General features: G+C 44.4%; 22 protein-coding genes. 15 read left to right on the forward strand and 7 right to left on the reverse strand.

Annotated features, from left to right (window positions below; genetic code table 11):
• Positions 1–106: 106 nt before the first annotated feature.
• Positions 107–2,119 (reverse strand): NADPH-dependent 2,4-dienoyl-CoA reductase, encoded by a 2,013-nt coding sequence (locus J4N44_RS12000; protein ID WP_009698533.1) that lies wholly within the window; start codon positions 2,117–2,119, stop codon positions 107–109.
• A 226-nt stretch (positions 2,120–2,345) separates the two neighbouring features.
• Here J4N44_RS12000 and sppA point away from each other — a divergent pair, with 226 nt between their 5' ends.
• Positions 2,346–4,196 (forward strand): signal peptide peptidase SppA, encoded by a 1,851-nt coding sequence (sppA, locus tag J4N44_RS12005; protein ID WP_005444641.1) that lies wholly within the window; start codon positions 2,346–2,348, stop codon positions 4,194–4,196.
• 112 nt (positions 4,197–4,308) lie between these two features.
• Positions 4,309–5,322, forward strand: coding sequence for an asparaginase (gene ansA, locus J4N44_RS12010; protein WP_005444639.1), 1,014 nt, complete (start codon positions 4,309–4,311; stop codon positions 5,320–5,322).
• A 72-nt stretch (positions 5,323–5,394) separates the two neighbouring features.
• Here ansA and J4N44_RS12015 read toward each other — a convergent pair whose 3' ends face one another.
• Positions 5,395–5,679, reverse strand: coding sequence for a YeaC family protein (locus J4N44_RS12015; protein ID WP_005444637.1), 285 nt, complete (start codon positions 5,677–5,679; stop codon positions 5,395–5,397).
• A 101-nt stretch (positions 5,680–5,780) separates the two neighbouring features.
• Between J4N44_RS12015 and J4N44_RS12020 the strand changes: the two genes are divergently transcribed.
• The gene (locus tag J4N44_RS12020) at positions 5,781–6,602 is read left to right on the forward strand and encodes a DUF2989 domain-containing protein (RefSeq protein WP_005444635.1); all 822 of its coding nucleotides are present in this window, start codon (positions 5,781–5,783) and stop codon (positions 6,600–6,602) included.
• Positions 6,603–6,705: 103 nt separating this feature from the next.
• Here J4N44_RS12020 and msrB read toward each other — a convergent pair whose 3' ends face one another.
• Positions 6,706–7,119 (reverse strand): peptide-methionine (R)-S-oxide reductase MsrB, encoded by a 414-nt coding sequence (gene msrB / locus J4N44_RS12025; RefSeq protein ID WP_005452043.1) that lies wholly within the window; start codon positions 7,117–7,119, stop codon positions 6,706–6,708.
• Between the two features lie 334 nt (positions 7,120–7,453).
• On the opposite strand from msrB, the gene gap reads away from it, so the two are divergent.
• Both gap and J4N44_RS12035 read left to right on the forward strand, forming a co-directional pair.
• Positions 7,454–8,449, forward strand: coding sequence for a type I glyceraldehyde-3-phosphate dehydrogenase (gap, locus tag J4N44_RS12030; RefSeq protein ID WP_005452046.1), 996 nt, complete (start codon positions 7,454–7,456; stop codon positions 8,447–8,449).
• 154 nt (positions 8,450–8,603) lie between these two features.
• On the forward strand, positions 8,604–9,488 hold the full coding sequence (locus J4N44_RS12035; protein ID WP_005452049.1) for a D-hexose-6-phosphate mutarotase: 885 nt from the start codon (positions 8,604–8,606) through the stop codon (positions 9,486–9,488).
• Positions 9,489–9,850: 362 nt separating this feature from the next.
• Here J4N44_RS12035 and J4N44_RS12040 read toward each other — a convergent pair whose 3' ends face one another.
• On the reverse strand, positions 9,851–10,819 hold the full coding sequence (locus J4N44_RS12040) for a nucleoside hydrolase (protein WP_252044494.1): 969 nt from the start codon (positions 10,817–10,819) through the stop codon (positions 9,851–9,853).
• A gap of 339 nt (positions 10,820–11,158) precedes the next feature.
• Here J4N44_RS12040 and J4N44_RS12045 point away from each other — a divergent pair, with 339 nt between their 5' ends.
• From J4N44_RS12045 to J4N44_RS12085, 9 genes are all read left to right on the forward strand, one after another.
• On the forward strand, positions 11,159–13,195 hold the full coding sequence (locus J4N44_RS12045) for a methyl-accepting chemotaxis protein (RefSeq protein ID WP_009698536.1): 2,037 nt from the start codon (positions 11,159–11,161) through the stop codon (positions 13,193–13,195).
• A 110-nt stretch (positions 13,196–13,305) separates the two neighbouring features.
• The gene (gene rlmA, locus J4N44_RS12050) at positions 13,306–14,148 is read left to right on the forward strand and encodes a 23S rRNA (guanine(745)-N(1))-methyltransferase (protein WP_252044495.1); all 843 of its coding nucleotides are present in this window, start codon (positions 13,306–13,308) and stop codon (positions 14,146–14,148) included.
• Between the two features lie 83 nt (positions 14,149–14,231).
• The gene (locus tag J4N44_RS12055; RefSeq protein ID WP_252044496.1) at positions 14,232–15,179 is read left to right on the forward strand and encodes a ChaN family lipoprotein; all 948 of its coding nucleotides are present in this window, start codon (positions 14,232–14,234) and stop codon (positions 15,177–15,179) included.
• A gap of 196 nt (positions 15,180–15,375) precedes the next feature.
• The gene (locus J4N44_RS12060; protein ID WP_005452054.1) at positions 15,376–15,735 is read left to right on the forward strand and encodes a hypothetical protein; all 360 of its coding nucleotides are present in this window, start codon (positions 15,376–15,378) and stop codon (positions 15,733–15,735) included.
• 121 nt (positions 15,736–15,856) lie between these two features.
• Positions 15,857–17,755 carry a BCCT family transporter gene (locus tag J4N44_RS12065; RefSeq protein WP_252044497.1) on the forward strand — a complete coding sequence of 633 codons (1,899 nt, stop codon included), beginning with the start codon at positions 15,857–15,859 and terminating at the stop codon, positions 17,753–17,755.
• Positions 17,756–17,929: 174 nt separating this feature from the next.
• On the forward strand, positions 17,930–19,507 hold the full coding sequence (locus tag J4N44_RS12070) for an alkaline phosphatase (RefSeq protein WP_005452058.1): 1,578 nt from the start codon (positions 17,930–17,932) through the stop codon (positions 19,505–19,507).
• Positions 19,508–19,646: 139 nt separating this feature from the next.
• On the forward strand, positions 19,647–19,943 hold the full coding sequence (locus tag J4N44_RS12075) for a ribbon-helix-helix domain-containing protein (RefSeq protein WP_029790484.1): 297 nt from the start codon (positions 19,647–19,649) through the stop codon (positions 19,941–19,943).
• 83 nt (positions 19,944–20,026) lie between these two features.
• A complete protein-coding gene (locus J4N44_RS12080; RefSeq protein ID WP_005452061.1) occupies positions 20,027–20,422 on the forward strand; it encodes a VOC family protein in 396 nt (131 codons plus the stop codon).
• 25 nt (positions 20,423–20,447) lie between these two features.
• Entirely contained in the window at positions 20,448–20,732 is a 285-nt protein-coding gene (locus J4N44_RS12085) for a putative quinol monooxygenase (protein ID WP_005452063.1), read from the forward strand.
• Between the two features lie 62 nt (positions 20,733–20,794).
• Here J4N44_RS12085 and J4N44_RS12090 read toward each other — a convergent pair whose 3' ends face one another.
• Positions 20,795–22,486, reverse strand: a complete 1,692-nt coding sequence (locus J4N44_RS12090) for a mechanosensitive ion channel family protein (RefSeq protein ID WP_252044498.1) — start codon at positions 22,484–22,486, stop codon at positions 20,795–20,797.
• Between the two features lie 325 nt (positions 22,487–22,811).
• On the opposite strand from J4N44_RS12090, the gene J4N44_RS12095 reads away from it, so the two are divergent.
• Positions 22,812–23,063, forward strand: coding sequence for a GlsB/YeaQ/YmgE family stress response membrane protein (locus tag J4N44_RS12095; RefSeq protein WP_005452067.1), 252 nt, complete (start codon positions 22,812–22,814; stop codon positions 23,061–23,063).
• A gap of 54 nt (positions 23,064–23,117) precedes the next feature.
• Here J4N44_RS12095 and J4N44_RS12100 read toward each other — a convergent pair whose 3' ends face one another.
• Positions 23,118–23,828: a spondin domain-containing protein gene (locus tag J4N44_RS12100; RefSeq protein WP_252044499.1), complete on the reverse strand. Its 711-nt coding sequence runs from the start codon at positions 23,826–23,828 to the stop codon at positions 23,118–23,120.
• Between the two features lie 184 nt (positions 23,829–24,012).
• Positions 24,013–24,450 (reverse strand): YcgN family cysteine cluster protein, encoded by a 438-nt coding sequence (locus J4N44_RS12105; protein ID WP_005452070.1) that lies wholly within the window; start codon positions 24,448–24,450, stop codon positions 24,013–24,015.
• Positions 24,451–24,456: the final 6 nt, after the last annotated feature.

Consider the following 24,456-nt stretch of genomic DNA (forward strand, 5'->3'; position numbering starts at 1 on the left):
CTTTGGCAAATAACACTCTGTTTTATAGGGTTTAAAACCATAAAAAAAGCTGCGCACAAGGCGCAGCCACAAAAGGTTAAGAATGAAAAAGATCCGTCACAGATAACTACAGTTTTACAGCAAGTTTGACGCCTTGACGGATAGCGCGCACCGCATCAAGTTCTCCTGCATGATCTGCGCCGCCAATAATATGCAGTTTTTCACCAAGCTCGTGCCACTTGTCCTCAAATGGACGAACCGACTCTTGACCGGCGCAAATCACCACTTTATCTGCAGCTAACAATTGTTCTTTGCCATTCACATGAATGTGCAAACCAGTATCATCTATCTTGTCGTAAGACACGCCACCATATAAGTGAACACCGCGTTTCTCTAATGTGCGTTTATGAATCCAACCCGTAGTTTTACCCGGACCTTTACCGACACGACCTTTACGACGTTGTAGAACCCATACTTCTTTATCACTAACAGCATCGGGATAAGGGTATAAACCGCCCGGTTGAGACATCTCTTTGTCGATTCCCCATTCGTGTAGCCAATCATCCAACGTCTGACCAACTGGTTCAGTGAGCATGGTGGCTACATCGACACCAATACCACCAGCACCAACAATGGCAACTTTCTCACCTACAGGAGTTTTATCTCGAATGAGTGTTTGATAGTCGATCACTTTTTCTGGATTATCGATGCCATCAATTTTAACTTTACGAGGTTCTACACCCGAAGCCATCACCACTTCATCGTATTCGGTCAATAAGTCATAGTTAGCTTCTGTTTCTAGGTGAAGGTTAACGCCCGTTTCCTCAATGCGATTTGCAAAGTAACGAATCGTTTCACGGAATTCTTCTTTGCCCGGGATTTGCATCGCTAAGCGGAACTGCCCTCCAATGCGGTCATTTTTCTCAAACAGATCCACTTTGTGTCCACGCTCAGCCAATGTAGTAGCACACGCAAGACCGGCAGGACCCGCCCCAATAACGGCAATGTTTTTCTTCTTGAATGCGGGCTCTACGACAATTTCTGTTTCATAACAGGCGAGCGGATTGACCAAACAGCTCGCTCGCTTGCCTTTAAATACGTTATCCAGACACGCTTGGTTGCAACCAATGCAAGTATTAATCAATTGGGACTTCTCTTGTTCAGCCTTAGCGACAAAGTAAGGATCAGCTAAGAAAGGTCGCGCCATTGATACCATATCAGCGTGTCCAGAAGAGAGAATACGTTCAGCTTCGTCAGGGGTATTGATTCGGTTACAAGTAATAATAGGAACCGAAACGTGAGGTTTGACTTTTTCAGTAACCCAAGTAAACGCACCTCGCGGAACTTGAGTCGCAATCGTTGGGATACGAGCCTCGTGCCAACCGATACCCGTATTGATGATGGTTACACCCGCTTCTTCTAGTGCCTTTGCCAGTTCAATCACATCATCAAAGGTGCTGCCTTGCTCAACCAAATCAAGCATAGAGAGTCGGAAAATAATAATGAACTTTTCACCAACCGCTTTGCGCACCGCTTTGACAATTTCAACCGGGAAACGCATGCGTTTTTTGTAGCTGCCGCCCCACTCGTCATAACGCATGTTGGTGCGCTTACATAAAAACTGGTTAATCAAATAACCTTCAGAGCCCATCAGCTCCACGCCATCGTAACCCGCAAGCTGTGCCAATTCAGCACTGTTAGCAAAAGCGTCGATGGTCTTTTTGATCTGACGTTCGCTCATTTCACTAGGTGCAAATTTTGCGATCGGAGCTTTGATTCCCGAAGCACTTTGCGCGAATGGGTGCATCGCATAACGTCCGGCATGAAGAATTTGCAAAGCGATTTTGCCACCATGTTTATGTACGGCTTCTGTCACAACCTGGTGTGCTTTAGCGTGTTTCGGCTTACTAAACTCAGCACTCAAAGGGTGTAGTCGACCACGTAAGTTTGGAGAAAAACCACCCGTCACGATAAGACCTACACCGCCCTTCGCACGCTCTTCATAGAACGCCGCAAGCTTTTGTAGTCCTTCTTTGTGTTCTTCTAAACCGGTGTGCATTGATCCCATCAAGACGCGGTTTCGTAGCTGTGTAAAACCTAAGTCCAATGGTTTTAACAAATTTGGGTACATGGCAGACATCACTAAACATCCATTTTTATTGTTGTGGTCTGACCACAGTACGCCGCAAAAACCAAAAAATCAAACAAGCGTTTACATTTTTGCAACACACGTCAATCTCGCGCTAAACTATGCCAATTGTTGAATGAGCGTGATAAGCTAAAAAAATTGTTATCTTTTGAGATCTTAGAGATAAGACCCCATACTTTGTAATATTAGGGAATGACTATCTCGTTATGGAGACAAGATGAAAAAAATCTTCCAATTTATTGGTCTGATATTTAAGGGAATATGGAAAGCCATTACCTTTGTCAGACTTGCTCTGGCAAATTTGATCTTCCTAGTGATGATTGCCGTCTTTTACTTTGCTTTTACATACACTGGTGAAGGTCAACCTACTGTTGAAAAAGAATCGGCTCTTGTGATGAACCTTTCTGGTCCTATCGTTGAGCAGCGCCGTTATGTTAATCCGATGGACTCCGTCGCAGGTTCAATCCTAGGTAACGAAATTCCGAAAGAAAACGTACTCTTCGATATCGTCGATACCATTCGTTACGCCAAAGACGATCCGAAAGTTTCTGGCTTAGTCCTAGCTTTACGCGATATGCCGGAAACCAACCTGACCAAGCTTCGCTACATCGCCAAAGCGTTGAACGAATTTAAAACGTCAGGCAAGCCTGTCTATGCCGTCGGGGACTTCTACAACCAGAGCCAATACTACCTGGCAAGTTATGCAGATAAAGTGTTCCTAGCACCTGATGGTGGCGTGTTGATCAAGGGTTACAGCTCTTACTCAATGTACTACAAAACCTTGTTAGAGAAGCTGGACGTATCAACACACGTATTCCGTGTTGGTACCTACAAATCCGCAATTGAGCCCTTCATCCGTGACGATATGTCTGATGCAGCGAAAGAATCAGCAACACGCTGGATAACCCAACTTTGGAGTGCCTTTGTCGATGACGTTGCGACTAACCGTAACATTGATGCAAAAGTACTAAACCCAACAATGGATGAGCTCCTTGCTGAAATGAAATCCGTTGATGGTGATCTTGCACAACTTGCTGTGAAAATGGGTCTAGTAGATGAACTTGCAACGCGTCAAGACGTTCGAAAGTTATTCGCAAAAGAATTTGGTAGTGATGGCAAGGACAGTTACAACGCAATTGGTTACTACGATTACCTAGCGACCATGCGCCCTAACTTAATGCCGTCTGAAAATGACATTGCTGTTGTCGTAGCGAGCGGTGCGATTATGGATGGTCAGCAACCACGTGGCACTGTTGGTGGCGATACGGTTGCAAGCCTACTGCGCCAAGCTCGTAATGACGACAAGGTAAAAGCAGTCGTACTTCGAGTGGACAGCCCTGGCGGTAGTGCATTTGCTTCAGAAGTGATCCGTAATGAAGTGGAAGCGCTTAAAGAAGCAGGTAAACCTGTGGTCGTATCTATGTCTAGCCTTGCTGCTTCAGGTGGTTACTGGATCTCAATGAGCGCAGACAAGATCGTTGCTCAGCCAACAACACTGACAGGCTCAATTGGTATCTTCAGTGTGATCACTACATTTGAAAAAGGCTTCACTAAACTTGGTATCAGCACCGATGGCGTAGGCACTTCACCATTCTCAGGTGACGGTATCACAACGGGATTGTCTGAAGGTGCGTCTCAAGCATTCCAGCTTGGCATTGAGCACGGTTACAAGCGCTTTATTTCACTGGTGGGGTCCAACCGTGATATGTCTGTGGAAGACGTCGACAAAGTGGCGCAAGGTCGAGTTTGGACAGGTCAAGACGCAATGTCATTCGGCTTGGTGGACCAAATGGGTGACTTCGATGATGCGGTAGAACTGGCTGCGAAATTAGCAGAAGTCGACAACTACGATATCTACTGGGTCGAAGAGCCACTATCGCCAACAGAACAACTGATCCAAGAGTTTATGAATCAGGTCAAAGTATCTCTCGGTATCGACGCGACTGCGTTTTTACCAAAGAGCCTTCAACCTGTCGCTCAACAATTTGAGCAAGACGCAAGCATGCTGCAAAGCTTTAACGATCCAAAAGGTCAATATGCGTTCTGTTTGAACTGCCAAGTGCAATAGCTTTCCTAGCTTAGCCAAAAAGGGGCGTCTCTGTGCGAGATGCCCCTTTTTATTAGGTTTCATTTCGCTATAATCCCCGCCACTGTTCCCCTACATGAAGTAAAGTAGAACGATGACTAGAAAACATATCTACATCGCTTACACCGGTGGCACCATCGGTATGCAAAAATCGGATCACGGCTACGTGCCTGTGGCTGGCTTTATGGAAAAGCAACTAGCCAGTATGCCCGAGTTCCACCGTCCAGAAATGCCGGAATACACTATCCACGAGTACGAACCACTGATCGACTCTTCAGATATGACGCCTGCTGACTGGCAGCAAATCGCAGACGACATCCGTGACAACTACGAAAAATATGATGGTTTTGTGATTTTGCATGGTACTGACACCATGGCATACACCGCTTCAGCCTTGTCTTTCATGTTGGAAAATTTAGGTAAGCCCGTTATCGTGACAGGCTCACAGATTCCGTTGGCTGAGCTACGCTCAGACGGACAAGCAAACCTCCTTAATGCTCTGCACATTGCGGCCAACTACCCAATCAACGAAGTAACACTGTTCTTCAACAACCAGTTGATGCGTGGTAACCGTAGTACCAAATCTCACGCAGATGGATTCAATGCCTTTACTTCACCTAACCTGCCACCGCTTTTGGAAGCAGGGATCAATATCCAAATCAGTAACAATGTTACGGTTGGTGCAAAACCAGAAGGTGAGTTCAAAGTACACAACATCACACCACAGCCAATTGGTGTGATCACCATGTACCCTGGCATTTCACACGAAGTAATCCGCAACACGCTACGCCAGCCAGTTAACGCAATGATCCTGTTGACGTTCGGTGTAGGTAACGCACCACAAAACCCTGAGCTACTTGGCCATTTAAAAGAAGCCTCAGAACGTGGAGTGATCGTCGTAAACCTGACTCAATGTTTGGCAGGTAAAGTGAACATGGGCGGCTATGCGACAGGTTGTGCCCTGGCAGATTCTGGCGTGATCAGCGGCTTTGATATGACACCAGAAGCGGCACTTGCGAAACTTCACTATCTTCTAAGCCAAAACTTGTCGTATGAAGAGATCAAACTGAAGATGCAAGAAGTGCTTCGAGGTGAAATGAGTTTATAACACGTTAATGACTCCACCGAACACGAAAAAGCCCAATCGAAATGATTGGGCTTTTTACATCTAAAAGGTGAATCAGTTGAGGTTTGGATTAACTCGAACGATGTCACTCTCTTCTTGTTTAAACTGTTTTTTCAATTCTTGCTTGGACTTAAAGCTGATTTCACCACCAGCGGCAACCGTCATATGTTGAGCTTCAGTATTATGTTTTGATTGATACAACATCACAGCTTGCATACATGAGTCTCGCTGCTCTTGAGAAAGTGGTGTACCCTCGGGCCATCTACCTGTTTCTACTGCGTAAACCAATCGATCATAGACTTCTGGAGTTATCGCATCTAATAATTGTTCTGCGTCCATAATGTACCTTCTTATTACATTCTATTTACAGAACATAACGGTATAGAAAACAGAGTCAAGAACCTGAAAATGAATTGGTGTAACGGATCACAAGCAAAACCATGAAACGAACATACTGGTTACTAGCAAGCCTTTTCAGCCTAACATTAACTGGCTGCTTTGAAGGCAATGTCACAACGGAAGAATTGTGTCAAAACAACCCCAAACTTCGCTGCGAGAAGTTAAATATGGACGATGGTCAATGTCGAATTCCGCGAACGAATCTTGTCTGGCATCGTTTTGAATTGCTCAAGAGCCCGACCGAAGCCAATCAAGTGATCGAATATGGCTTGGTGGCAGAGTACCGCAAGTGTCTAGAACTCGCTTCGCAAATCACGCCTATCGATCAAAGTGCGTTAAAGCGTAAACGCTTTGATGCCTTGGTGCACAGCATTGATGAACTAGATCGCATTGTGAATGAGCTCAAAGGTACAAAAGACCCTGCCACTCTCTATTTTTTATGGTCGCAAACAGGTGACACACAAGCTCGCCGACAGTTTTTACAAATGGAAGGTTCGCCAGAACTGAATACAGCAGAAATGCAATACGCCTTGGCAACGTTCTATACCAACCGCGATCAGCAAAAAACATTAACATTACTTCATAATTCACTATCGATGTCGAATGAGGACAACTTAAACCCTGAGATTTTAAAATCCTTAGCAAGCATCAACCAAGGTCAGGGAAACAAAGCACAAGCGTACTTGTGGGCAATGGTGGCTAAACGCTTCGATGTTCCCCTTGCAGATGAGCAGCAGTTAAAACGCATGTTCAACTTTGCACAGCCAGAGAAATATGAACAATTAGACGATCTTGCTAAATCAATATCTAAGGCAATAGAGAAAGGAAATTATTCACCAAGGATGATTCCAAGCGATTTATAAAATAAAAAACTCCCATTCATATAGGGAGTTTTTTTATTTGTAGAGTAATCGTTTGTCTTATATTAATTGAAAGGATGAAACATTCTTTCAGTCCAAAATGGCGTTATTGGTCGGATTTGTTGAAAATTAACGACACTGAGTTTACACAATAGCGTTCGCCTGTTGTTTGCGGTCCATCTTCAAAAACGTGACCTAAATGGCTGTCACAAGCCGCACATCGGATCTCTGTACGAACCATTCCGTGACTTAGATCTTTTAGATAGCGCACCGCGGTATCATTAATTGGTGCATCAAAACTTGGCCATCCACACCCTGAATCGTACTTGTTATCGGAGATAAATAGAGGGGCATCACAACATGTGCAGGTATACACACCTGTGTCTTTATTGTGAAGCAGTTTACCGCTGAACGGAGCCTCTGTACCATGCTCACGACACACGCGAAACTCTTCCTCTGAAAGCTGCTCACGCCACTGTTCATCGGACTTCGTTACTTTTCTTCCGCTTTGTTCTACCAATTTCTGTTCCTTATTTCTTATTTTTGGCAATGACTTTTTTAGCAAAAAACTTGCTTCTCGTAACAGTTGTAGCACATACTTTCTCACCAGGACACCATGTGTAATTAATTTGATACGAGTTCTTATCTCGAAAGTTATATTACGCCAACTGGAATGTAGAATAACCAGTTAAAAGTTTAAAAAACGAGCATTTGCGAAGAATTGTTAAAAAAAGCGTCGCTTTTTTTTGACTTTAAACAAGTTAAGTCCGATTATCTGTTGCAGATGTTTACTGGATTTTGTAATTTTACTACCAGTTATCTTTAATCAGAAATTAAGTTGTGGAGCAACTATAATGACTATCAAAGTAGGTATTAACGGTTTTGGCCGTATCGGTCGTTTCGTATTCCGTGCAGCGCAAGAGCGCAACGACATCGAAGTTGTAGGTATTAACGACCTTATCGACGTAGATTACATGGCATACATGCTTAAGTACGACTCAACTCACGGCCGTTTCAACGGTACTGTTGAAGTTGAAGGCGGTAACCTAATCGTTAACGGTAAAACTGTACGTGTAACTGCAGAGCGCAACCCAGAAGACCTAAAATGGGACGCAATCGGTGTTGACGTAGTAGCTGAAGCAACTGGTCTTTTCCTAACTGACGAGACTGCACGTAAGCACATCACTGCTGGCGCGAAGAAAGTTGTTCTAACTGGTCCTTCAAAAGACGCTACTCCAATGTTCGTAATGGGCGTTAACCACGCTACTTACGCTGGTCAAGACATCGTTTCTAACGCTTCTTGTACTACTAACTGTCTAGCGCCTATCGCTAAAGTTCTTAACGACAAGTTCGGTATCGAATCTGGTCTTATGACTACAGTTCACGCTACTACAGCAACTCAAAAAACTGTAGACGGTCCTTCTGCTAAAGACTGGCGCGGTGGTCGTGGTGCTTCTCAAAACATCATCCCATCATCAACTGGTGCTGCTAAAGCTGTAGGCGTTGTTCTTCCAGAACTAAACGGCAAACTAACTGGTATGGCTTTCCGCGTACCAACAGCTAACGTTTCTGTAGTTGACCTAACAGTTAACCTAAAAGAAGGCGCATCTTACGAAGCTATCTGTGCAGCAATGAAAGAAGCTTCTGAAGGCGAACTAGCTGGCGTACTAGGCTACACTGAAGACCAAGTTGTTTCTCAAGACTTCATCGGCGAAGTTCAAACTTCAGTATTCGATGCTAAAGCTGGTATCGCTCTAACTGATAACTTCGTTAAAGTTGTATCTTGGTACGACAACGAAATCGGTTACTCAAACAAAGTTCTAGACCTAATCGCTCACATCTCTAAGTAATTAGACAGTTAGCAATTAGCGAATAACTTCGTTAAAGAAAAGGCGGCTCTAGAGTCGCCTTTTTTGTATCTGGAATTTGAGAGAATATAAAATCGATATAACATCTGTTCTGCAAGTATCGACAACGCTCTCCCCCAGCTATAGGAAATAACACATGGATTTAAAAACTCTCCCAGCACTCACTGTGTTATCTGACAACGTCACTATCGTTGAAGTTGATCAGGTTAAAGTCGTCCGCGTTATTCATGAGAAAGCAACGGCAGGCATCGCGCTACATGGCGGTCACGTTGTGTCATTTACACCAGCGGGTAAAGAAGACCTCATCTGGATGAGTGAGAAAGCAATTTTTGATGGTAAAGCAGCACTTCGCGGTGGTATTCCTGTCTGTTGGCCTTGGTTTGGTCGCATTGCGGCACCGGCTCATGGCTTTGCTCGCACGGCGGAATGGGAACTAGTTGAACACCGCGAAAATGATAATGGCGTGATCGTTGAACTCGCTCTATTCCCAACTGAAGAAACTCACGACATCTGGCCACACATGTTTGATGCTCGCTTGATGGTTGAAATCAGCGACCAATTGAAAGTGACATTAAAAGTCACCAACATCGATGATGCAGAGTGGACATTCTCTGGTGCACTTCATACCTACTTAAACGTTGGTGATATCAAGCAAGCACAAACAACAGGCATGGGACCTGAATACATCGACAGCTTAAAAGAAGGTGAAATCTGCCAAGGCGGTGATGTCCTTCAACTGACTGATACGATTGACCGTGTTTACACTCAACCAGAAGCACAAATCTTGGTGAAAGACGCGGTACTGAATCGCACACTAAGTGTAGAAAACCAAGGTCATAACTCTGCGGTATTGTGGAACCCTTGGGCTACAGGCGCACAAGGCATGGGTGATATGGCAGACAATGGTTACGAGACCATGCTGTGTGTTGAGTCCACGGTACATGCACCAAGTATCAAGCAAGGCAAAACCTTGCAGCCAGGCGAGACTCACGAGCTTATTACTGTGATTTCTGCCCATTAACACTACTCAAAGGTCGGTTCAACCGACCTTTTTGCCACCAGCAGGTACAAGGTTTGGGTAGCCAGTGCCATACTTTAAAGTACAAGCATCGGAGCAAAAGCACATTCGTCTAAAAAAGGTCCGTATGATGAAACACACGGTTTTCTTGATACCACTGTTCGCTACCCTTTTATTTGGATGTATACCCAAGTAACCTTTGAAAGGTTCTACGAGACGAACAAACCGTTTAAGAAAATTGAAGGGCTAACCTTCGACAATCAGAACCAAGCTTCAAAGATGAATGCTTTCATACGTCCCGTCGAGTCAGACAACCAGTGGAAATCAGTCCAAGTCATCGACTATTACCGATAAACTCATCTGTGTTATTTCGTGCCATAACGAATAATCGATTCTCGATAAAGCGAAAGTAGTGCCTCGTTCTTCACTCCTACCCCGACATTTTGCGCAGAGAATACGCTCCATTCATCATTCATATATTTGCGCTGATCGGCTTTCTGGATCGTCATACCTTCTGCCGGTCCATCTGTAACCACTCTTACAGCCCCACAACGCAGATTGAAGAGTGTTGGGTCAATCACATAGGCAATAGCGGAAGGATCGTGAACATGACATCCATCCATCCCTACCTTTTCCGAATAAAACTTCAGGTAGTAACGGCTCACATCCCAAATAAACTGCCCCACTTCCCCTGCATCATCTCGAAGTTGATCAAGGTATTGACCAGTAAAGAAGCTCTCCTCTGTGACATCTAACCCAATAATCACCACCGGCCATGATGCAGTAAATACCTTGTCTGCGGCATGAGGATCATCATGAATATTTGCTTCTGCGTATGGCGTGACATTGCCTCTATGGTCGTTCTCACCAAAAGCGCCACCCATCACAACCACTTCCTTAACTAAGTGAACAATTTCAGGGTCCGCTTCCAGTGCCAGAGCAAGGTTAGTAAGTGGGCCAACAGCCACTAAGGTAATCTCTCCCGGCAGCTCACGAACGCTATCGATAATGTACTGATAAGCGGGCTTATCAATAGCAGTTACATTCAGTGAGCTTGGTGCCTTCACATCGCCAAAGCCTTCTTCGCCATGCACGACAACCGTCGCTCCGACAGGTGCTTTTATTAAAGGTTTATCCGCCCCCTTGGCAACGATAGCATTCATACCAAACTTCTGTTTTAGGTACAGCGCGTTGTGAGTCGCATTGTCTATGGTCGCATTACCATAAACGGTAGTGATACCCATAAGCTCGACATCCGGATGAGCTTCTGCAAAAAGAATAGCCATCGTATCATCGATACCTGGGTCTGTGTCTAGAATGATTTTCTTTGTCATATGAGCATCTATTTCACGCAAGAAAACACTAACAATACCTATAAAAAACAAGGGTAAACGTGACAAAAATCTAAGGTATGAGTTTTGTCATCTTACATCTCTAGGTGACAACTCGATCTAGCGAAAGGAAATTGGTCATCATTGCTCCAACTTAAAATCAAAGTTTCGAGCTTTTTTTGAAAGAAAATTGCTTAATTAACGGTCAGTTAGTGCCTAAGCTATTGGTTGCGGTGGTTTTTTGACAACTAACTTAATAAAAATCAAAAAAACACGTCATATAAATCGATAGCATGCCGATACAAGATTTATAACATCGAAAAATATCAGGAATGACACTACATGCTAGACAATTATCGAAACCAAAGTGTCGGTTTTCAGCTAAAGCTGGTAATCACGCTGTGTCTACTCATCGCATTTTCAAGCATTGCTGCGCTTGTTTATCAAAACGCTTCTAACGTACTTTTAGAAAACACCCTCAAAGAACACCAATCTAAAGTTGAATCGATGGCAAAAACCATTGCCGGTCAATTCAACGCTTATTTACACACGGCAGAAGTTCTGGAATCAACTTTCCGTAATGGGTATCTAGCTGGTGTATATGTAGAGAATTACACTGTCGACTTTCAAGGTCACCAGGTTCCAAACATTACCCAATACAGCGAAAGCCTGATTGGTGATACCAAATTGGTGGATACCTTTACGCGTGATACTGGCGCTATCGCAACGCTATTTGCCCCACTAGGAAATGATTTCATTCGTGTTGCAACATCATTAAAAGATCCTCAAGGTAAGCGAGCTCTGGGAACGACACTTGGTCAAAATCACCCGGGCTATCAGAAACTTATGAGTGGTCAGCCTTACTACGCACAAATCAAACTTTATGGTGAACGCTACATCACCTACTACGCCCCTTTAAAAGATGCAAATGGTAAGGTCCAAGGAATTTCTTTTATCGGTCTCCCTGTTGAGCGCGCGACACAAGATCTCTTCAACTCATTAAAGACTGTAAAATGGGGAGATACGGGTTACACCATTATCTTGGATAATGAGAAAAGTAACCAAGGTCACTACCTTCTTCATCCAACACGAACAGAAAGTGAGCCACCGATTCAAGAAGTTGCTGACTACAACGGTAACAAGCCTTTCCACCAATTATTCGAACAAGACAGTGGTCTGATTCGATACCCATTTGAATATCAAGGAACGGTAGGTGAGAAATACCTTGTTTACACTCAAGTGCCTGGTTGGAATTGGAAGCTGTTGGGTGGCACATTTATCCACGAAGTGACCAAAGGCAGCCAAACGTTGCTTAAACTTATCGCGACTATCTCTGTCATTGTTGCTGCGGCGACATTTTTGGTGCTGACATTGGTTCTAAACCGCATGCTAAACCCACTCACTGTACTGAACGGTTATATGAACCGCTTAGCGAAAGGTGAAGTAAGTATTGATATTCCTGCATCAGGAAAAGCGTCTAAAAATGAAATCATTAACCTGAACAACGGCGTCGCTAACATGGCGGGGCAATTGAACGAGTTAGTTGGTCAAATTCGAACAACAAGCGACCAAGTTGAGAGCAACTCAACAAGTGTTGTGGATGATGCGAACCGCAACTTGATGCAATCCGATCTTCAGCAAGAACAGGTTGAACAAGTTGTGACTGCGATTGAGGAGATGGCATCATCCGCTCAATCCGTTGCACAACAGGTTGAACAAATTGCAGAAAACGTCCGCTCTGCAAATACAGATAGCCAATCTGGTTTGGGCGTAGTTGAAGGGGTTTGCATTGATGTGGCACAGCTCAACGATCAGCTAGACCAATCTGCGGCAGCGATTGAGCAAGTAAACCGTGATAGTGAAAGCATCCAAACTGTCACGAAAATGATTGATGAAATTGCTGAGCAAACTAACCTACTCGCTCTTAATGCTGCAATTGAAGCGGCGCGAGCTGGTGAGCAGGGTCGTGGCTTTGCGGTCGTAGCAGATGAAGTTCGTACACTGGCTCATCGCACTCAAACCTCGGTGAAAGACGTTGTGGAAATCATTGAGAAACTTAAAGGCTCAACAAGCAATGCCGTAAGCATGATGACGGAAAGTCAGCAAAACGCGAATAAGGTACTTGATAAGGCACAAGAAGCAGGCACTGCGCTTGAAGCCATTGCGGGTCAAGTTCAATCCATCGCCTCTCAAGCAGACGCAATTGCGGCAACGTCTGAAGAACAAGCACAAGTTTCTCAAGAAATCGCGGCAAATGCTCACTCTATCAGTGAGTTGAATCGTGAAAGCCGTGACACAAGTGCAAAAACATCACACAGTGCGACCGAGCTGCAACAGCAAGCACAAAACTTGAAACACCAAGTGGACTTCTTCCACTAAGCCATCAAGTAAAACCATCAAAGAGCCGATATTTTCGGCTCTTTTTTGTTTCGCTTACCCACCCCCTTTTTGATAGAATCTGCCGCCCTACTTCTTGTCCAGAGATCGTCATGAACTATCAATGTCCTCTATGTCATCAACCTCTTGAGCTCACCGCAAAGACGTTTAAATGTGAAAACAATCATCAATTCGACCTAGCGAAAGAAGGCTACGTAAACTTGATGCCAGCACACCACAAACGCTCAAAAGATCCAGGTGACAACAAAGAGATGATGCAGGCGCGTCGTCGCTTTCTTGAGGGAAATCAATACGACCCAATGCGCCAAGAAGTCGCTCGTCTTTGTGCAACCTATACTCAAGGTACAAGTCATCAGTTATTGGATATTGGCTGTGGTGAAGGTTACTACACAGACCAAGTTCAGCGCTCATTACATGCACAAGATGAAAACGCCAATGTCTATGGGTTAGATATCTCAAAAGTCGCTATTCGTTATGCGTCTAAACGCTACCCACATTGCGATTTCAGTGTTGCATCAAGCCATCGGCTACCATATGCAGATCGGTCTCTGGATGCTATTTTGCGCATCTATGCACCATGCAAAGCAGAAGAATTGCAGCGTGTTATCAAAGACAATGGTGTGGTGATCACTGTGACGCCAGCGGGTCGCCACTTGTATCAGTTCCGCGAACGCATTTATCAAGAAGTTCGCCTGCACAATGAAGAGCCAGAGCACATCGAAGGTTTCGAATTAGAGTACCAACAGAAGCTGAACTACACCATGGACTTAAAAGATGGCGTCGCATTCGATTTGCTGCAAATGACACCATTCGCATGGAAAGCCAGCGATGAACTTCGTGACGAGCTAAAGTCATCTACACTTTTCCAATGTGAGGCTGACTTTATGTTGCGTGTCTACCGTAAGAAAACGACTCAAGCAGGTACCGAAGAATAAATGTAACGCTAATTATTCTCATTACCATTGATTCATTTATCAGCCTCCATTAATATCGTTCGGACATTTTTGGAGGCTTTTTAATGCGCTTTTCTACACTAAGTCTGATTTTTGCAGGCTTGCTAACTGGCTGTGCTTCAAACGCACCCACCGCTCCTGACGCGATAACTGGTGACGTAACCAGTTTCTATGACTACCAGCTACATGACCCTGCTGGTAAAGCCATCTCAATCAAACAATTACCCTCTGAATTACAACAAGCAGACGTTATTTTAATTGGTGAATGGCACACTCACGCAGGTATCCATCGTTTTCAAACAGATATGCTCAAACAGCTGTCAAAGACAGACCGTCCTATAGCACTTTCAATGGAACAAGTTACTCGCGACAAACAAGCTATCTTAGACGCTTACCTTGATGGAGAGATTGGCGAGCAGTACTTCATGAAGCAGAGCAACGCATGGCCGAACTACGAAAGCGATTACCGTCCTTTGGTGGAATTTGCTAAGCAAGCCGATATTCCTGTGATCGCTGCAAACGCACCGAAGAACATCGTTCGCTGTATCGGTCGTCAGGGTGCAGATTACATAAATAAGCTCGACAGTGACGAGCGCAACTTCATCGCTGATGAAGTAAATACGGCAAACAGCCCATACAAAGAAAAGTTCATGGCATCTATGCACCATGGCAAGCCAGAGCAAACAGAGAAACAATACGCCGCTCAGGTTACTTGGGATGAAACGATGGCGGACTCGATCGTCAAATACCTTGCAAAACACCCTGACACTCAAGTCGTGCATATAGCCGGTAAGTTCCACACAGAAGATGGTTTGGGCACTGCTGCTTCCATTTTACGCCGTAACCCAGACCTAAAAGTCGTTGTTATTACCCCAACAGCAGAGGTTACTTCGGAAAGTTCGGATTACCAACTAGAAGTACTTTCTCCACCAGTGCGTTATGTACAAGATGCCAACCGAATGGCAGCGTACAAGCACCTAGCAACACGCAACAGTGACCTTCAATGTAAGTAATCAGAAGCATCTTACAACCGATATAGAGAAATAGGTCTGCTTTTTGCAAGCAACTTGGTTTGTATACCTAAGAAGCGGCAAAAACAGACCTATTTTTTTCTGATTGATTCAAGATATATCTATTGCCGTCGATATAAAGATAACTGCTTTTTACCTGCACTCAATCAGAGAGTGTCGTTGTTCGAAGGGGTAACAGATGAATCCAGTAGGAAGCAATTCAGTCAATACATACGCTGCTCAACAAAATAAAGTTGAACAAGCGAAAGCCAGCGAAAAAATCACCGATGGCGCACCATTAAAGATTGAGCAAAATAAAGTATCACTCTCTAGTGAAGGGAAAGCACTACTCGCTGCGCTTCAGCAAATCGATCATGAAAGCAAGAAGGCGGAACTCGAAAACCAAACCGTTGGCGACAAAGTCGAATCTTTTGCTCATGGAGCGCTGGGTATGGACCATCCTCACACTATCGAAGAAGAGGAAGATGGCTCTTACTCTGCAGGTCAATATCTTTCAGCAGCCCTCACGGTTGGTGGTATCATCTTAGCTCTTGTTTAGGCGTTAACCGTTTAGCATCAGGTTAAACAAGAGTTTCTTTCGTTACGATAAGTAACCTCATTTGAACGCTTTTTTTGTCCAAGTCCATAATGGAAAACTATTCATTAACGGACGATGAACTGTGAAAAACGCATTTTCGCTCATAGACAAACCCACTTTTTTTGGCGCTATCGCGCTGCTCCTTTCGATTGTTTTCCCTTTAATTTTGTTTCCGGCTGAAGGTGCACAATGGATTGCCGTTGCTAAAACCTTTATGACTGACAAGCTCGGTTTCTTATACCTTGCACTAGGGCTTGCCGCTTTTATCTTCATGATTTATGTCGTTTTTAGCGACATGGGTCAAATCAAGTTAGGCGATCCTGATGAAAAGCCAGAATTCACCACGGCATCGTGGGCCGCAATGCTGTTCTGTGGCGGCATCGGGGCAAGTATCCTCTATTGGGGCTGTATCGAGTGGGCATACTATTACCAATCTCCTCCGTTTCAACTAGAGCCTGGTAGCGAAGAAGCTGTACGTTGGGCTGCAACTTACGGTCTGTTCCACTGGGGAGCAATTGCCTGGTCTATCTACCTTATTCCTGCATTACCAATTGCGTACTTCTTCTACGTACGAAAACAACCCGTACTGAAAGTCTCCAGTGCATTGATGCCAGTACTTGGCGAAGAACGCAGCAAAGGTACCGCTGGCAAGATCGTTGACGTACTGTTTATCTTCGGTCTACTTGGCGGCGCAGCAACCAGTTTAGGCTTAGCTGCACCTTTGATCGGAGAAGGTCTGCATTACCTCTTCGGCATGCCTAAAAATACTTACAGTCAAGTGCTTGTATTGCTGATCTGTACTGCGATCTTTGCTTACTCCTCTTACGCAGGCATGGAAAAAGGCATCAAAGTACTAAGCAACATTAACTTCTGGGGAGCGATGGGACTACTAGCCTTTGTGTTGGCAGTAGGACCAACCATCTTCATGCTGGAGACTGGCTTAGATTCGATTGGTCGTATGTTATCTAACTTCTTTGTTATGGCGACATGGGCAGAGCCATTTGGTGGATACGGCACTTTTGACAACACACATTTCCCACAAGATTGGACTATCTTCTACTGGGCGTGGTGGCTAGTCTTCGCTCCAAGTATGGGACTGTTTGTCGCTCGCATTTCTCGCGGTCGTACCATCAAGCAGATGGTTTCCGGTTCCATCTTCTTTGGTTCACTGGGCTGCTTCCTATTTTTCATGATCTTAGGTAACTACGGCTTGTCTTTGCAGTTATCCGGAGAACTCGATGTCGTCGGAATTTTGAATGCCGAAGGCGCTACAGCAGCGATATTCTCGATGCTTGATGCATTACCGATGAGCTATTTTGTTATCGCTGTATTTACCTTGCTGTGCATCATTTTTACAGCGACGACTTTTGATTCGATTTCATACATTCTGGCCTCTGTTGTACAAAACAACGTCACTGAGGAGCCAATGCGTTGGAACCGAATGTTCTGGGCATTTACGTTGTCTTTCCTGCCTACTGTTCTGATGTTTATGGGGGGACTAAGCACCTTACAAACAGCGGCAATTGTTGGAGGCTTACCTCTACTTGGCATCTCAATTATGCTCATGGTGTCGGCTGTTCGAGCGACAACATTGGATATTCGACATCAGGAAGATTACATCGAACCAACCATTAATATTGAAGAGCTACCAGAGTTTGATCCTTGGTCAACAGAAGGGATGGCAATGGCTAGGTTTGAACGCGCACGAGACGCCGCTCAAGAAGCCGCGGAGCAAGAGCGTGACGCACTGGCACAATTGATGACACTGCGTAAACGCATCCGTGCTTTCGCTCTTGAACATAGCGACGACAATGATTTTGCCGATCATCACTTACCGCAGGATATGCAAGAGGAGTTGCAAGCCCTATTGGATAATGTGATGAAGGCAAAAGAGAGAAAACTCGAGTTATCGGAAACTGCCCAGCAATCCAGAGCCGAGTTTAATCAAATCGTGGCCCAAAGTACCTCTTACGCAGTGTAGCTTTAGCCCATGACTTTCAACTCCTAAACATAACTCAAAGCTCACTTCGGTGAGCTTTTTTTGTGTCTGACGTAGTATGCGCCTGTGTATCTCATATGAATCTTTTGTGACGGTAGTATTTTTGTCATAAATCCTTGTTGTAATTCGAGCGCTTTTATAAATAAGGAATATACAATGAAGCACTTAGCGACCCCAATCGTCACAGCAGTGGCGGCCTCTACGCTCTCTTTCAGCGCTCTGTCAGCAGAGATCAAAAACGTTATCTTAATGATTGGCGATGGTATGGGACCTCAACAAGTCGGTTTGCTTGAGACCTACGCGAATCATGCACCTAATTCAATCTACAAAGGCGAAACCACCGCACTTTATAAACTGGCACAGGAAGGTGTTATTGGTTCATCGTTAACCAACCCTGAAGATGCCATTGTGGTGGATTCTGCTTGTTCTGCAACCATGCTTGCCACTGGCATTCCAACCGCTTCTGAAGTAATTGGTATCGACAGCCAAGGCAACCACGTTGAAACGATCTTAGAAAAAGCTAAGGCAAAAGGTAAAGCGACAGGTCTTGTTTCTGACACTCGAATGACGCACGCGACCCCAGCCGCTTTCGCCTCGCACCAACCTCACCGCTCACTAGAAAACAGTATCGCCGTCGACATGCTAGAGACGGGTGTTGATGTCATGCTTTCTGGCGGTCTTCGTCATTGGATCCCAAAATCTACCAACGACAAAGGCGACACATATAAGCAACTTGAAAAGCTCACCCAAGGCGATGTTTACCTAAAATCAAAGCGTAAAGATGAGCGCAACTTGCTGACAGAAGCGCAACAGCAAGGCTACAGCTTAGCGTTTAATCGCGACATGTTAGAAAACGCTAAAGGAGAAAAAGTTCTTGGTCTATTTGCTTACTCAGGAATGAACGATGGCATTGCTTACAGCCATAGCAAAAATGACCCGAAACGCACCCAACCATCCCTTAAAGAGATGACAGAAAAAGCACTGGATGTGCTATCAAAAGACAAAGATGGCTTCTTTTTAATGGTAGAAGGCGGTCAAATTGACTGGGCAGGTCACAGCAACGATGCAGGTACCATGCTTCATGAGTTGATCAAATTTGATGAAGCCGTCAATTCCGTTTATGAATGGGCGAAAGGTCGTGAAGATACGCTAGTAATCGTCACTGCCGACCATGAAACAGGCTCTTTTGGCTTCAGCTACTCCTCAGCAAACCTTCCTAAACCAGAAAAGCGCAGTGGCGAAGCTTTTGCTAAGCGTGATTACGCACCAAACTTCAACTTTGGTCAGTTTGACATTCTCGATGGACTCTACAATCAAAAACAAAGTTACTACGGTATGATCAGCGAGTTCCAAAAACTCGATAAAGCGCAGCAAACACCAGAAAAGTTAGCAGAAATCGTGAATGCAAGTAGCGACTTTGCCATTACTCCGGAGCAAGCTGAGCGCGTATTGGCAAGTAAGCCAAACCCTTACCGACTGGCAAGCCACAAGTACCTGAGTGAAGAGAATGTTCCAGCAATCAATGATTTTGATGCTTTTTTCCCATACAACGATCGCGGAAACTTGTTGGCTCGAGAACAAGCGACCAAACAAAATACAGTGTGGGGAACGGGTACACACACGCATACGCCGGTCAATGTATTCGCTTGGGGACCTGCGGGGACCATCCTGCCAGTATCAAAGATCATGCATCACTCACAACTGGGCGAATACCTCATTCAACAAATTAAATAATTTCCGCTCTGCACTTACTTTCATCTTCTGATGAAACTTCAACGCCCTCGTTTGAGGGCGTTTTTTTACATTGAAACGGTTGACGCTTCGCGCTTCGCGCTCCACTATTTGCCAAATATTTATAAAAATGACCAATGCTATGTGTGAAATATTTGCCAAACAGCCCCAGGAAAATTATCAGTTTGTGACCCGTTCGATTCGAATTGATGGTCATGCAACCAGTGTGAAGCTCGAATCAAGTTTCTGGCTGACACTAGAAGAAATTGCCTCAGCACAAGACATGACGGTACCAAAATTCATCAGCACTGTTTACCAAGAAGCGCTGGAACACAACGGTGAAGTCAACAACTTTGCTTCCCTACTTCGTTGCGCTTGCCTCACCTACGCCCGCCAACCTCAGGCAACGATTGAAAGAGCTTTGAGCGAGCAACACTGATCCCTGCATTTTATTGTCGTACCTGAGTACTACCCATTGCGCGTCGAAACTGACTAGTCTAGGCGCACGATTAAGGAGTACTCATGACAAAAATAATTCATACCATGATCCGCGTAAGCGATCTGGAGCGTTCTCTTAAGTTCTACCGCGACGCACTTGAGCTAGAAATCAAAGACCAATACGTATTCGACGGCTTTTCTCTTACTTACCTAGCGAACTCAGAAACAGGGTTCGAACTTGAACTGACTCACAATCATGACCAAAGCGAACCGTACACTCACGGCTCGGGTTATGGTCACCTTGCGGTGAGTGTTGAAGACATTGAAGCCGCACACCGCCGCTTAACATCACTTGATATTGAGGCAAGTGATATCAAGGTGTTTGACCACCAGCAAAAACACTTAGCAACCTTCTTCTTCGTCACCGATCCTGACGGTTACAAAATCGAATTCTTACAACGACAAGGTCGTTACCTTTAATAACAACAAAGAAGTAAACATAACTATGATTCATTTAACTGCTGCATTTCACGCAAAACCAGAACACACATCGACACTTAAGCAGGCACTAGAAGCTATGTTAGTGCCAACTCGTAATGAAGAAGGATGCGTGCGTTACCAACTTTTCCAAGACAAAAATGACGCTTGCCAATTTTTGTTCCAAGAGCAATTTGCTGACCAAGCGGCTTTTGACCAACACTGTAATACTGAACATTTCCAAGCTCTGCTTAGTACTATCGATGGTTTACTAGCTAGTGAGCCAAAAATCACCTTCTTTGAAGAGCTATAAGCGTTAAAGCACAAAAATAAAAAAGGCACTCAAGTGAGTGCCTTTAGTTTCTGTTGAGAGAGTTACGCGTCTTTCTTGTCGACCATATGTAAATGAACATCTTGTTGCGGGAAAGGAATCGAAATACCTTCGCGGTCAAAACGCAATTTCACTTCTTTTGTCACATCCCAGTACACATCCCAATAATCGTCGGTTTTCACCCAAGGGCGAACAATAAAATCAACCGATGATGTATTTAGCGTATGAACCTTGATGTTTGGCTCTGGTGAGCGAAGCACTGAAGGGTGAGACGTGACTATATCATTCAGAACTTCTTCTGCTTTTAGCAGATCATCGGCATAGCCAATACCAAAGACCATATCAACTCGACGAATACGCTCGTGCGTCACGTTCTTAATCACATCGCCCCAAATCTTGCTGTTTGGCACAATGATAATTTGGTTATCGAATGTACGAATCGTAGTATTCACCAAACTCATGTGGCTTACCTTACCGTCAACACCACCCGCGTATACGAAATCGCCAACATCAAATGGGCGATAGATCAGCAGCATCATGCCTGCCGCAAAATTCGATAATGTATCTTGTAGGGCAAAACCAATGATCACACCGGCGATACCGAAACCAGTTAGGATTGGAGCAAGGTTTAAACCGATTTGAGACAAACCGACCATGATACCGATGATCCATACCGCCTTGCCCGACATCGAAATAAAGAAATCTTGCATCAAATGCGACAATTTCAAATTCTTAGAGGCTACCGTTTTACTCACGACTTTTCGGGTTAACTTCGCCAATGAACGAGCAATCAATAAGATCAGGGCAAAGACAAAAAGCTGGAAAACATGCTGTGGCGCATTCTCCGCGAACCAATCTACCGCAGAGTTCGACCAATGACTCAGGATAGACAGAATGACTTTTGAGTTCAGAAGATCATGGGTGATGCTACCTGTCACTTCAAATATCTGACGTTTATACTCAGACGTCTCCAGCCCTACTTTGTCACCAATCGAAATTAATTTACGAAGGCTATCGGTAGCAATATTAAGGCGTTGTTTAAGGATCAGTTGGCTCAGTTGTAAAGACGCTTTTTCAGATTCTGGGCTGGAAGAGACTTGTGAACCGATGATTTCGCTTTGCTGGTTGAGGTACTCGATAGACGCAGATAGCAGACGCATACGCTTATCTACGCCCTCTTTAAACTCAGCATCAGCATCTTCGTCTTGAACGTATAACTTCTTCAACCAGTTTAAATTTTGCCAACTCGATTCATAACTCACATCCAAATACTGTTGCAGCTCACGATAGCTATTGATTAAAGAAAGCTTATCTTCGTCTTTTGACTTATTGATTTCCTCATTCAGCGCTTTGATTTTGTCATCGAGATAAACCACGGCACCTTCCGAGTACTTCTCTTGAGTTTGTACGAGCTCAATCAACTTCTCATGAGGAATGGACTTATTACTGATCGCAGTAGCGAGACGACTTCTCAATTCTTCGTTTTTCTGGAAAAGCTGTAGTTGAAGTGCATCGCGTTCGTCTCCACTAGCTAGCTTTAAACTTTCAGATAAGTCGAGAATGTCTCGGTTAATATTATCAATAGCCTTCTCTGCTGCAGAAACTTTTGGCATATCTACTGTGGTCTCAACGCTTTCCGTAGCTTGTACAATGAAAGGGCTCATTGTCAGAGTCAGCAGAGCCATTAAAACCAACCATGGGGTCAAACGCACTTTAAAGGGGGATAGTAACGTCATTTTTACCTCGTAAGAGACAATCCCAATCAACACGATCGAGAAATGGAATGTAAATCCTTGAAATTAGATGCTCTAAGTTTACAACACGAATTCGCAAACCGAGCAGCATTTAGTAAATTAAGCGTCAAAATTCATAATCAATGTCCATTATTTACTCTGTTTTATTCGCTATTAGCTCAAACCTATGACAAGTTCCATTGTGTTGATATTGATACAAACTGAAGATTAGGTGTGCATCACCGTCGCCACAAATACAGCACCTGAGTAAGAATGGACTATGATTGAACGGAGTGAACGCTAATTGTTTCATCAATAAGGAGAAATCATGGGTTTTCTATCTTGGATCATTCTGGGCTTGATAGCCGGAGCACTCGCTAAGTGGCTGATGCCAGGCAATGATGGCGGCGGTTGGATCGCGACTATGGTGTTGGGCATTGCTGGTGCCTTCGTAGGCGGATTCTTGGGAAGCTTTGTCGGGCTGGGCGGTGCTGATGGCGTAAATATCGGCAGCATCATCACCGCCACATTAGGCGCGTTTGTATTGTTGTTTGTCTACAACCGCTTCTTGAAAAACTAATGTAATGCATAGCAGATAGAGCCTATCAAAACATCACGATAGGCTCGTTATTACTCATTGACGCTTAAATGTAAACGTACCAATGTGCTGCCCAGATGAGCGATGAACACCATTTGAAAAATCAGTATCTGAAGCCGCAGACGTTAACAGAGTTATGTTTTCTTTAGGAGAGGTATCTGCATTCCCTGAAGTAAATGATACGCCGTCGTCGGTTCCTGCATCATAAGTTTTGAGTTCAACAACCAGTTCATCAACCCATTGACCATTTTGGAACAAGTTAAGACTATCGACGCCAACAAACCAGTCTGGGCTTGGCGCAACCATAGTAATCACACTAACTAAACTGAAATCTTCGTCTAAGCTAAAGGTAACTTCAACTTGAGTCTGGCCATTCGGCAAATCCCCACCTTCAATTAAAGACTGGCTGAATCCCGAATTCTGAATGTTACCAATTTCACTTTTTATGCTATTCGTTGAACCTGCCTCTGCTACAATTTCAACCCCAGAAGTCGCCAACTTACCAGTGCTAAAAAGGGAAGCTGAAGCGTTGTGCGTCATGCCAATCAAAGGAGAAAAATGTGCACTCCCGCTCGGGTAATTGGTAGGGAAGTTTGTCGTATTCCAGTCGCTCTTAAAAGTAAGCTTATAGGTAACACCATTGATAGCAGTAGAACCGGAGCTATCCCCAGAACTATCTCCCCCACACCCCAGAAGCATAAGACTCAATACAGAGACAGTTAGAACATTATTCCTCGTAGGCTTCATCGCATCTCTCCCCAGACAAAAGTTAACAAAGTGTTAACCAGAAAACTTATCTCAAGTAAAGCAGCTTTGTTCACAGATGCAAATGAAACGGACTTCTACAATATCTAGTCAACAAAGTGAATTATCCTCCCCCAATAACAAACAAGCCTTTCACTCACATGAAAGGCTTGTTTTTATTCCGATATTATCGATTAGGGTGATTTAAGATATGGTCTTCCCAGTCCACCACGTCTATCTCGTACACCACTTTGTTTCTGACACTTTCGCCAGCAGCATGCATGGCTGACTTGGAACCCGTTATCAGTGGGTGCCATTCTGGTAGTGGTTGGTCCTCTGCGAGCAAACGGTAGGCACAAGTGTGCGGTAGCCAAGTAAAGTCATCAATATCTTCACGTGTTAGCTTGGTGCACTCTTCCCCTGAAGTGAAACGATTCGGGTAATCTTTGCACGAACACGTTTTGCTGTTCAGCCAACTGCAAGCAACATTGGTGTAATAAATTTCGTCCGTATCTTCATCCATTAGCTTGTGTAGACAGCACTTGCCACACCCATCACAGAGAGATTCCCATTCTTCTTCTGTCATGTTCTCTAACGATTTACTTTGCCAAAATGGAGTGCTCATACGCTT

This window comes from Vibrio sp. SCSIO 43155, assembly GCF_023716605.1.
Lineage (GTDB): Bacteria > Pseudomonadota > Gammaproteobacteria > Enterobacterales > Vibrionaceae > Vibrio > Vibrio harveyi.

Excerpts from the sequence above, each read along its gene's own strand:
- J4N44_RS12000 (WP_009698533.1), bottom strand. The coding sequence starts at position 2,119 with ATGTCTGCCATGTACCCAAATTTGTTAAAACCATTGGACTTAGGTTTT.
- sppA (WP_005444641.1), top strand. The coding sequence starts at position 2,346 with ATGAAAAAAATCTTCCAATTTATTGGTCTGATATTTAAGGGAATATGG.
- ansA (WP_005444639.1), top strand. The coding sequence starts at position 4,309 with ATGACTAGAAAACATATCTACATCGCTTACACCGGTGGCACCATCGGT.
- J4N44_RS12015 (WP_005444637.1), bottom strand. The coding sequence starts at position 5,679 with ATGGACGCAGAACAATTATTAGATGCGATAACTCCAGAAGTCTATGAT.
- J4N44_RS12020 (WP_005444635.1), top strand. The coding sequence starts at position 5,781 with ATGAAACGAACATACTGGTTACTAGCAAGCCTTTTCAGCCTAACATTA.
- gap (WP_005452046.1), top strand. The coding sequence starts at position 7,454 with ATGACTATCAAAGTAGGTATTAACGGTTTTGGCCGTATCGGTCGTTTC.
- J4N44_RS12035 (WP_005452049.1), top strand. The coding sequence starts at position 8,604 with ATGGATTTAAAAACTCTCCCAGCACTCACTGTGTTATCTGACAACGTC.
- J4N44_RS12040 (WP_252044494.1), bottom strand. The coding sequence starts at position 10,819 with ATGACAAAGAAAATCATTCTAGACACAGACCCAGGTATCGATGATACG.
- J4N44_RS12045 (WP_009698536.1), top strand. The coding sequence starts at position 11,159 with ATGCTAGACAATTATCGAAACCAAAGTGTCGGTTTTCAGCTAAAGCTG.
- rlmA (WP_252044495.1), top strand. The coding sequence starts at position 13,306 with ATGAACTATCAATGTCCTCTATGTCATCAACCTCTTGAGCTCACCGCA.
- J4N44_RS12055 (WP_252044496.1), top strand. The coding sequence starts at position 14,232 with ATGCGCTTTTCTACACTAAGTCTGATTTTTGCAGGCTTGCTAACTGGC.
- J4N44_RS12060 (WP_005452054.1), top strand. The coding sequence starts at position 15,376 with ATGAATCCAGTAGGAAGCAATTCAGTCAATACATACGCTGCTCAACAA.
- J4N44_RS12070 (WP_005452058.1), top strand. The coding sequence starts at position 17,930 with ATGAAGCACTTAGCGACCCCAATCGTCACAGCAGTGGCGGCCTCTACG.
- J4N44_RS12075 (WP_029790484.1), top strand. The coding sequence starts at position 19,647 with ATGTGTGAAATATTTGCCAAACAGCCCCAGGAAAATTATCAGTTTGTG.
- J4N44_RS12080 (WP_005452061.1), top strand. The coding sequence starts at position 20,027 with ATGACAAAAATAATTCATACCATGATCCGCGTAAGCGATCTGGAGCGT.
- J4N44_RS12085 (WP_005452063.1), top strand. The coding sequence starts at position 20,448 with ATGATTCATTTAACTGCTGCATTTCACGCAAAACCAGAACACACATCG.
- J4N44_RS12090 (WP_252044498.1), bottom strand. The coding sequence starts at position 22,486 with ATGACGTTACTATCCCCCTTTAAAGTGCGTTTGACCCCATGGTTGGTT.
- J4N44_RS12095 (WP_005452067.1), top strand. The coding sequence starts at position 22,812 with ATGGGTTTTCTATCTTGGATCATTCTGGGCTTGATAGCCGGAGCACTC.
- J4N44_RS12100 (WP_252044499.1), bottom strand. The coding sequence starts at position 23,828 with ATGAAGCCTACGAGGAATAATGTTCTAACTGTCTCTGTATTGAGTCTT.
- J4N44_RS12105 (WP_005452070.1), bottom strand. The coding sequence starts at position 24,450 with ATGAGCACTCCATTTTGGCAAAGTAAATCGTTAGAGAACATGACAGAA.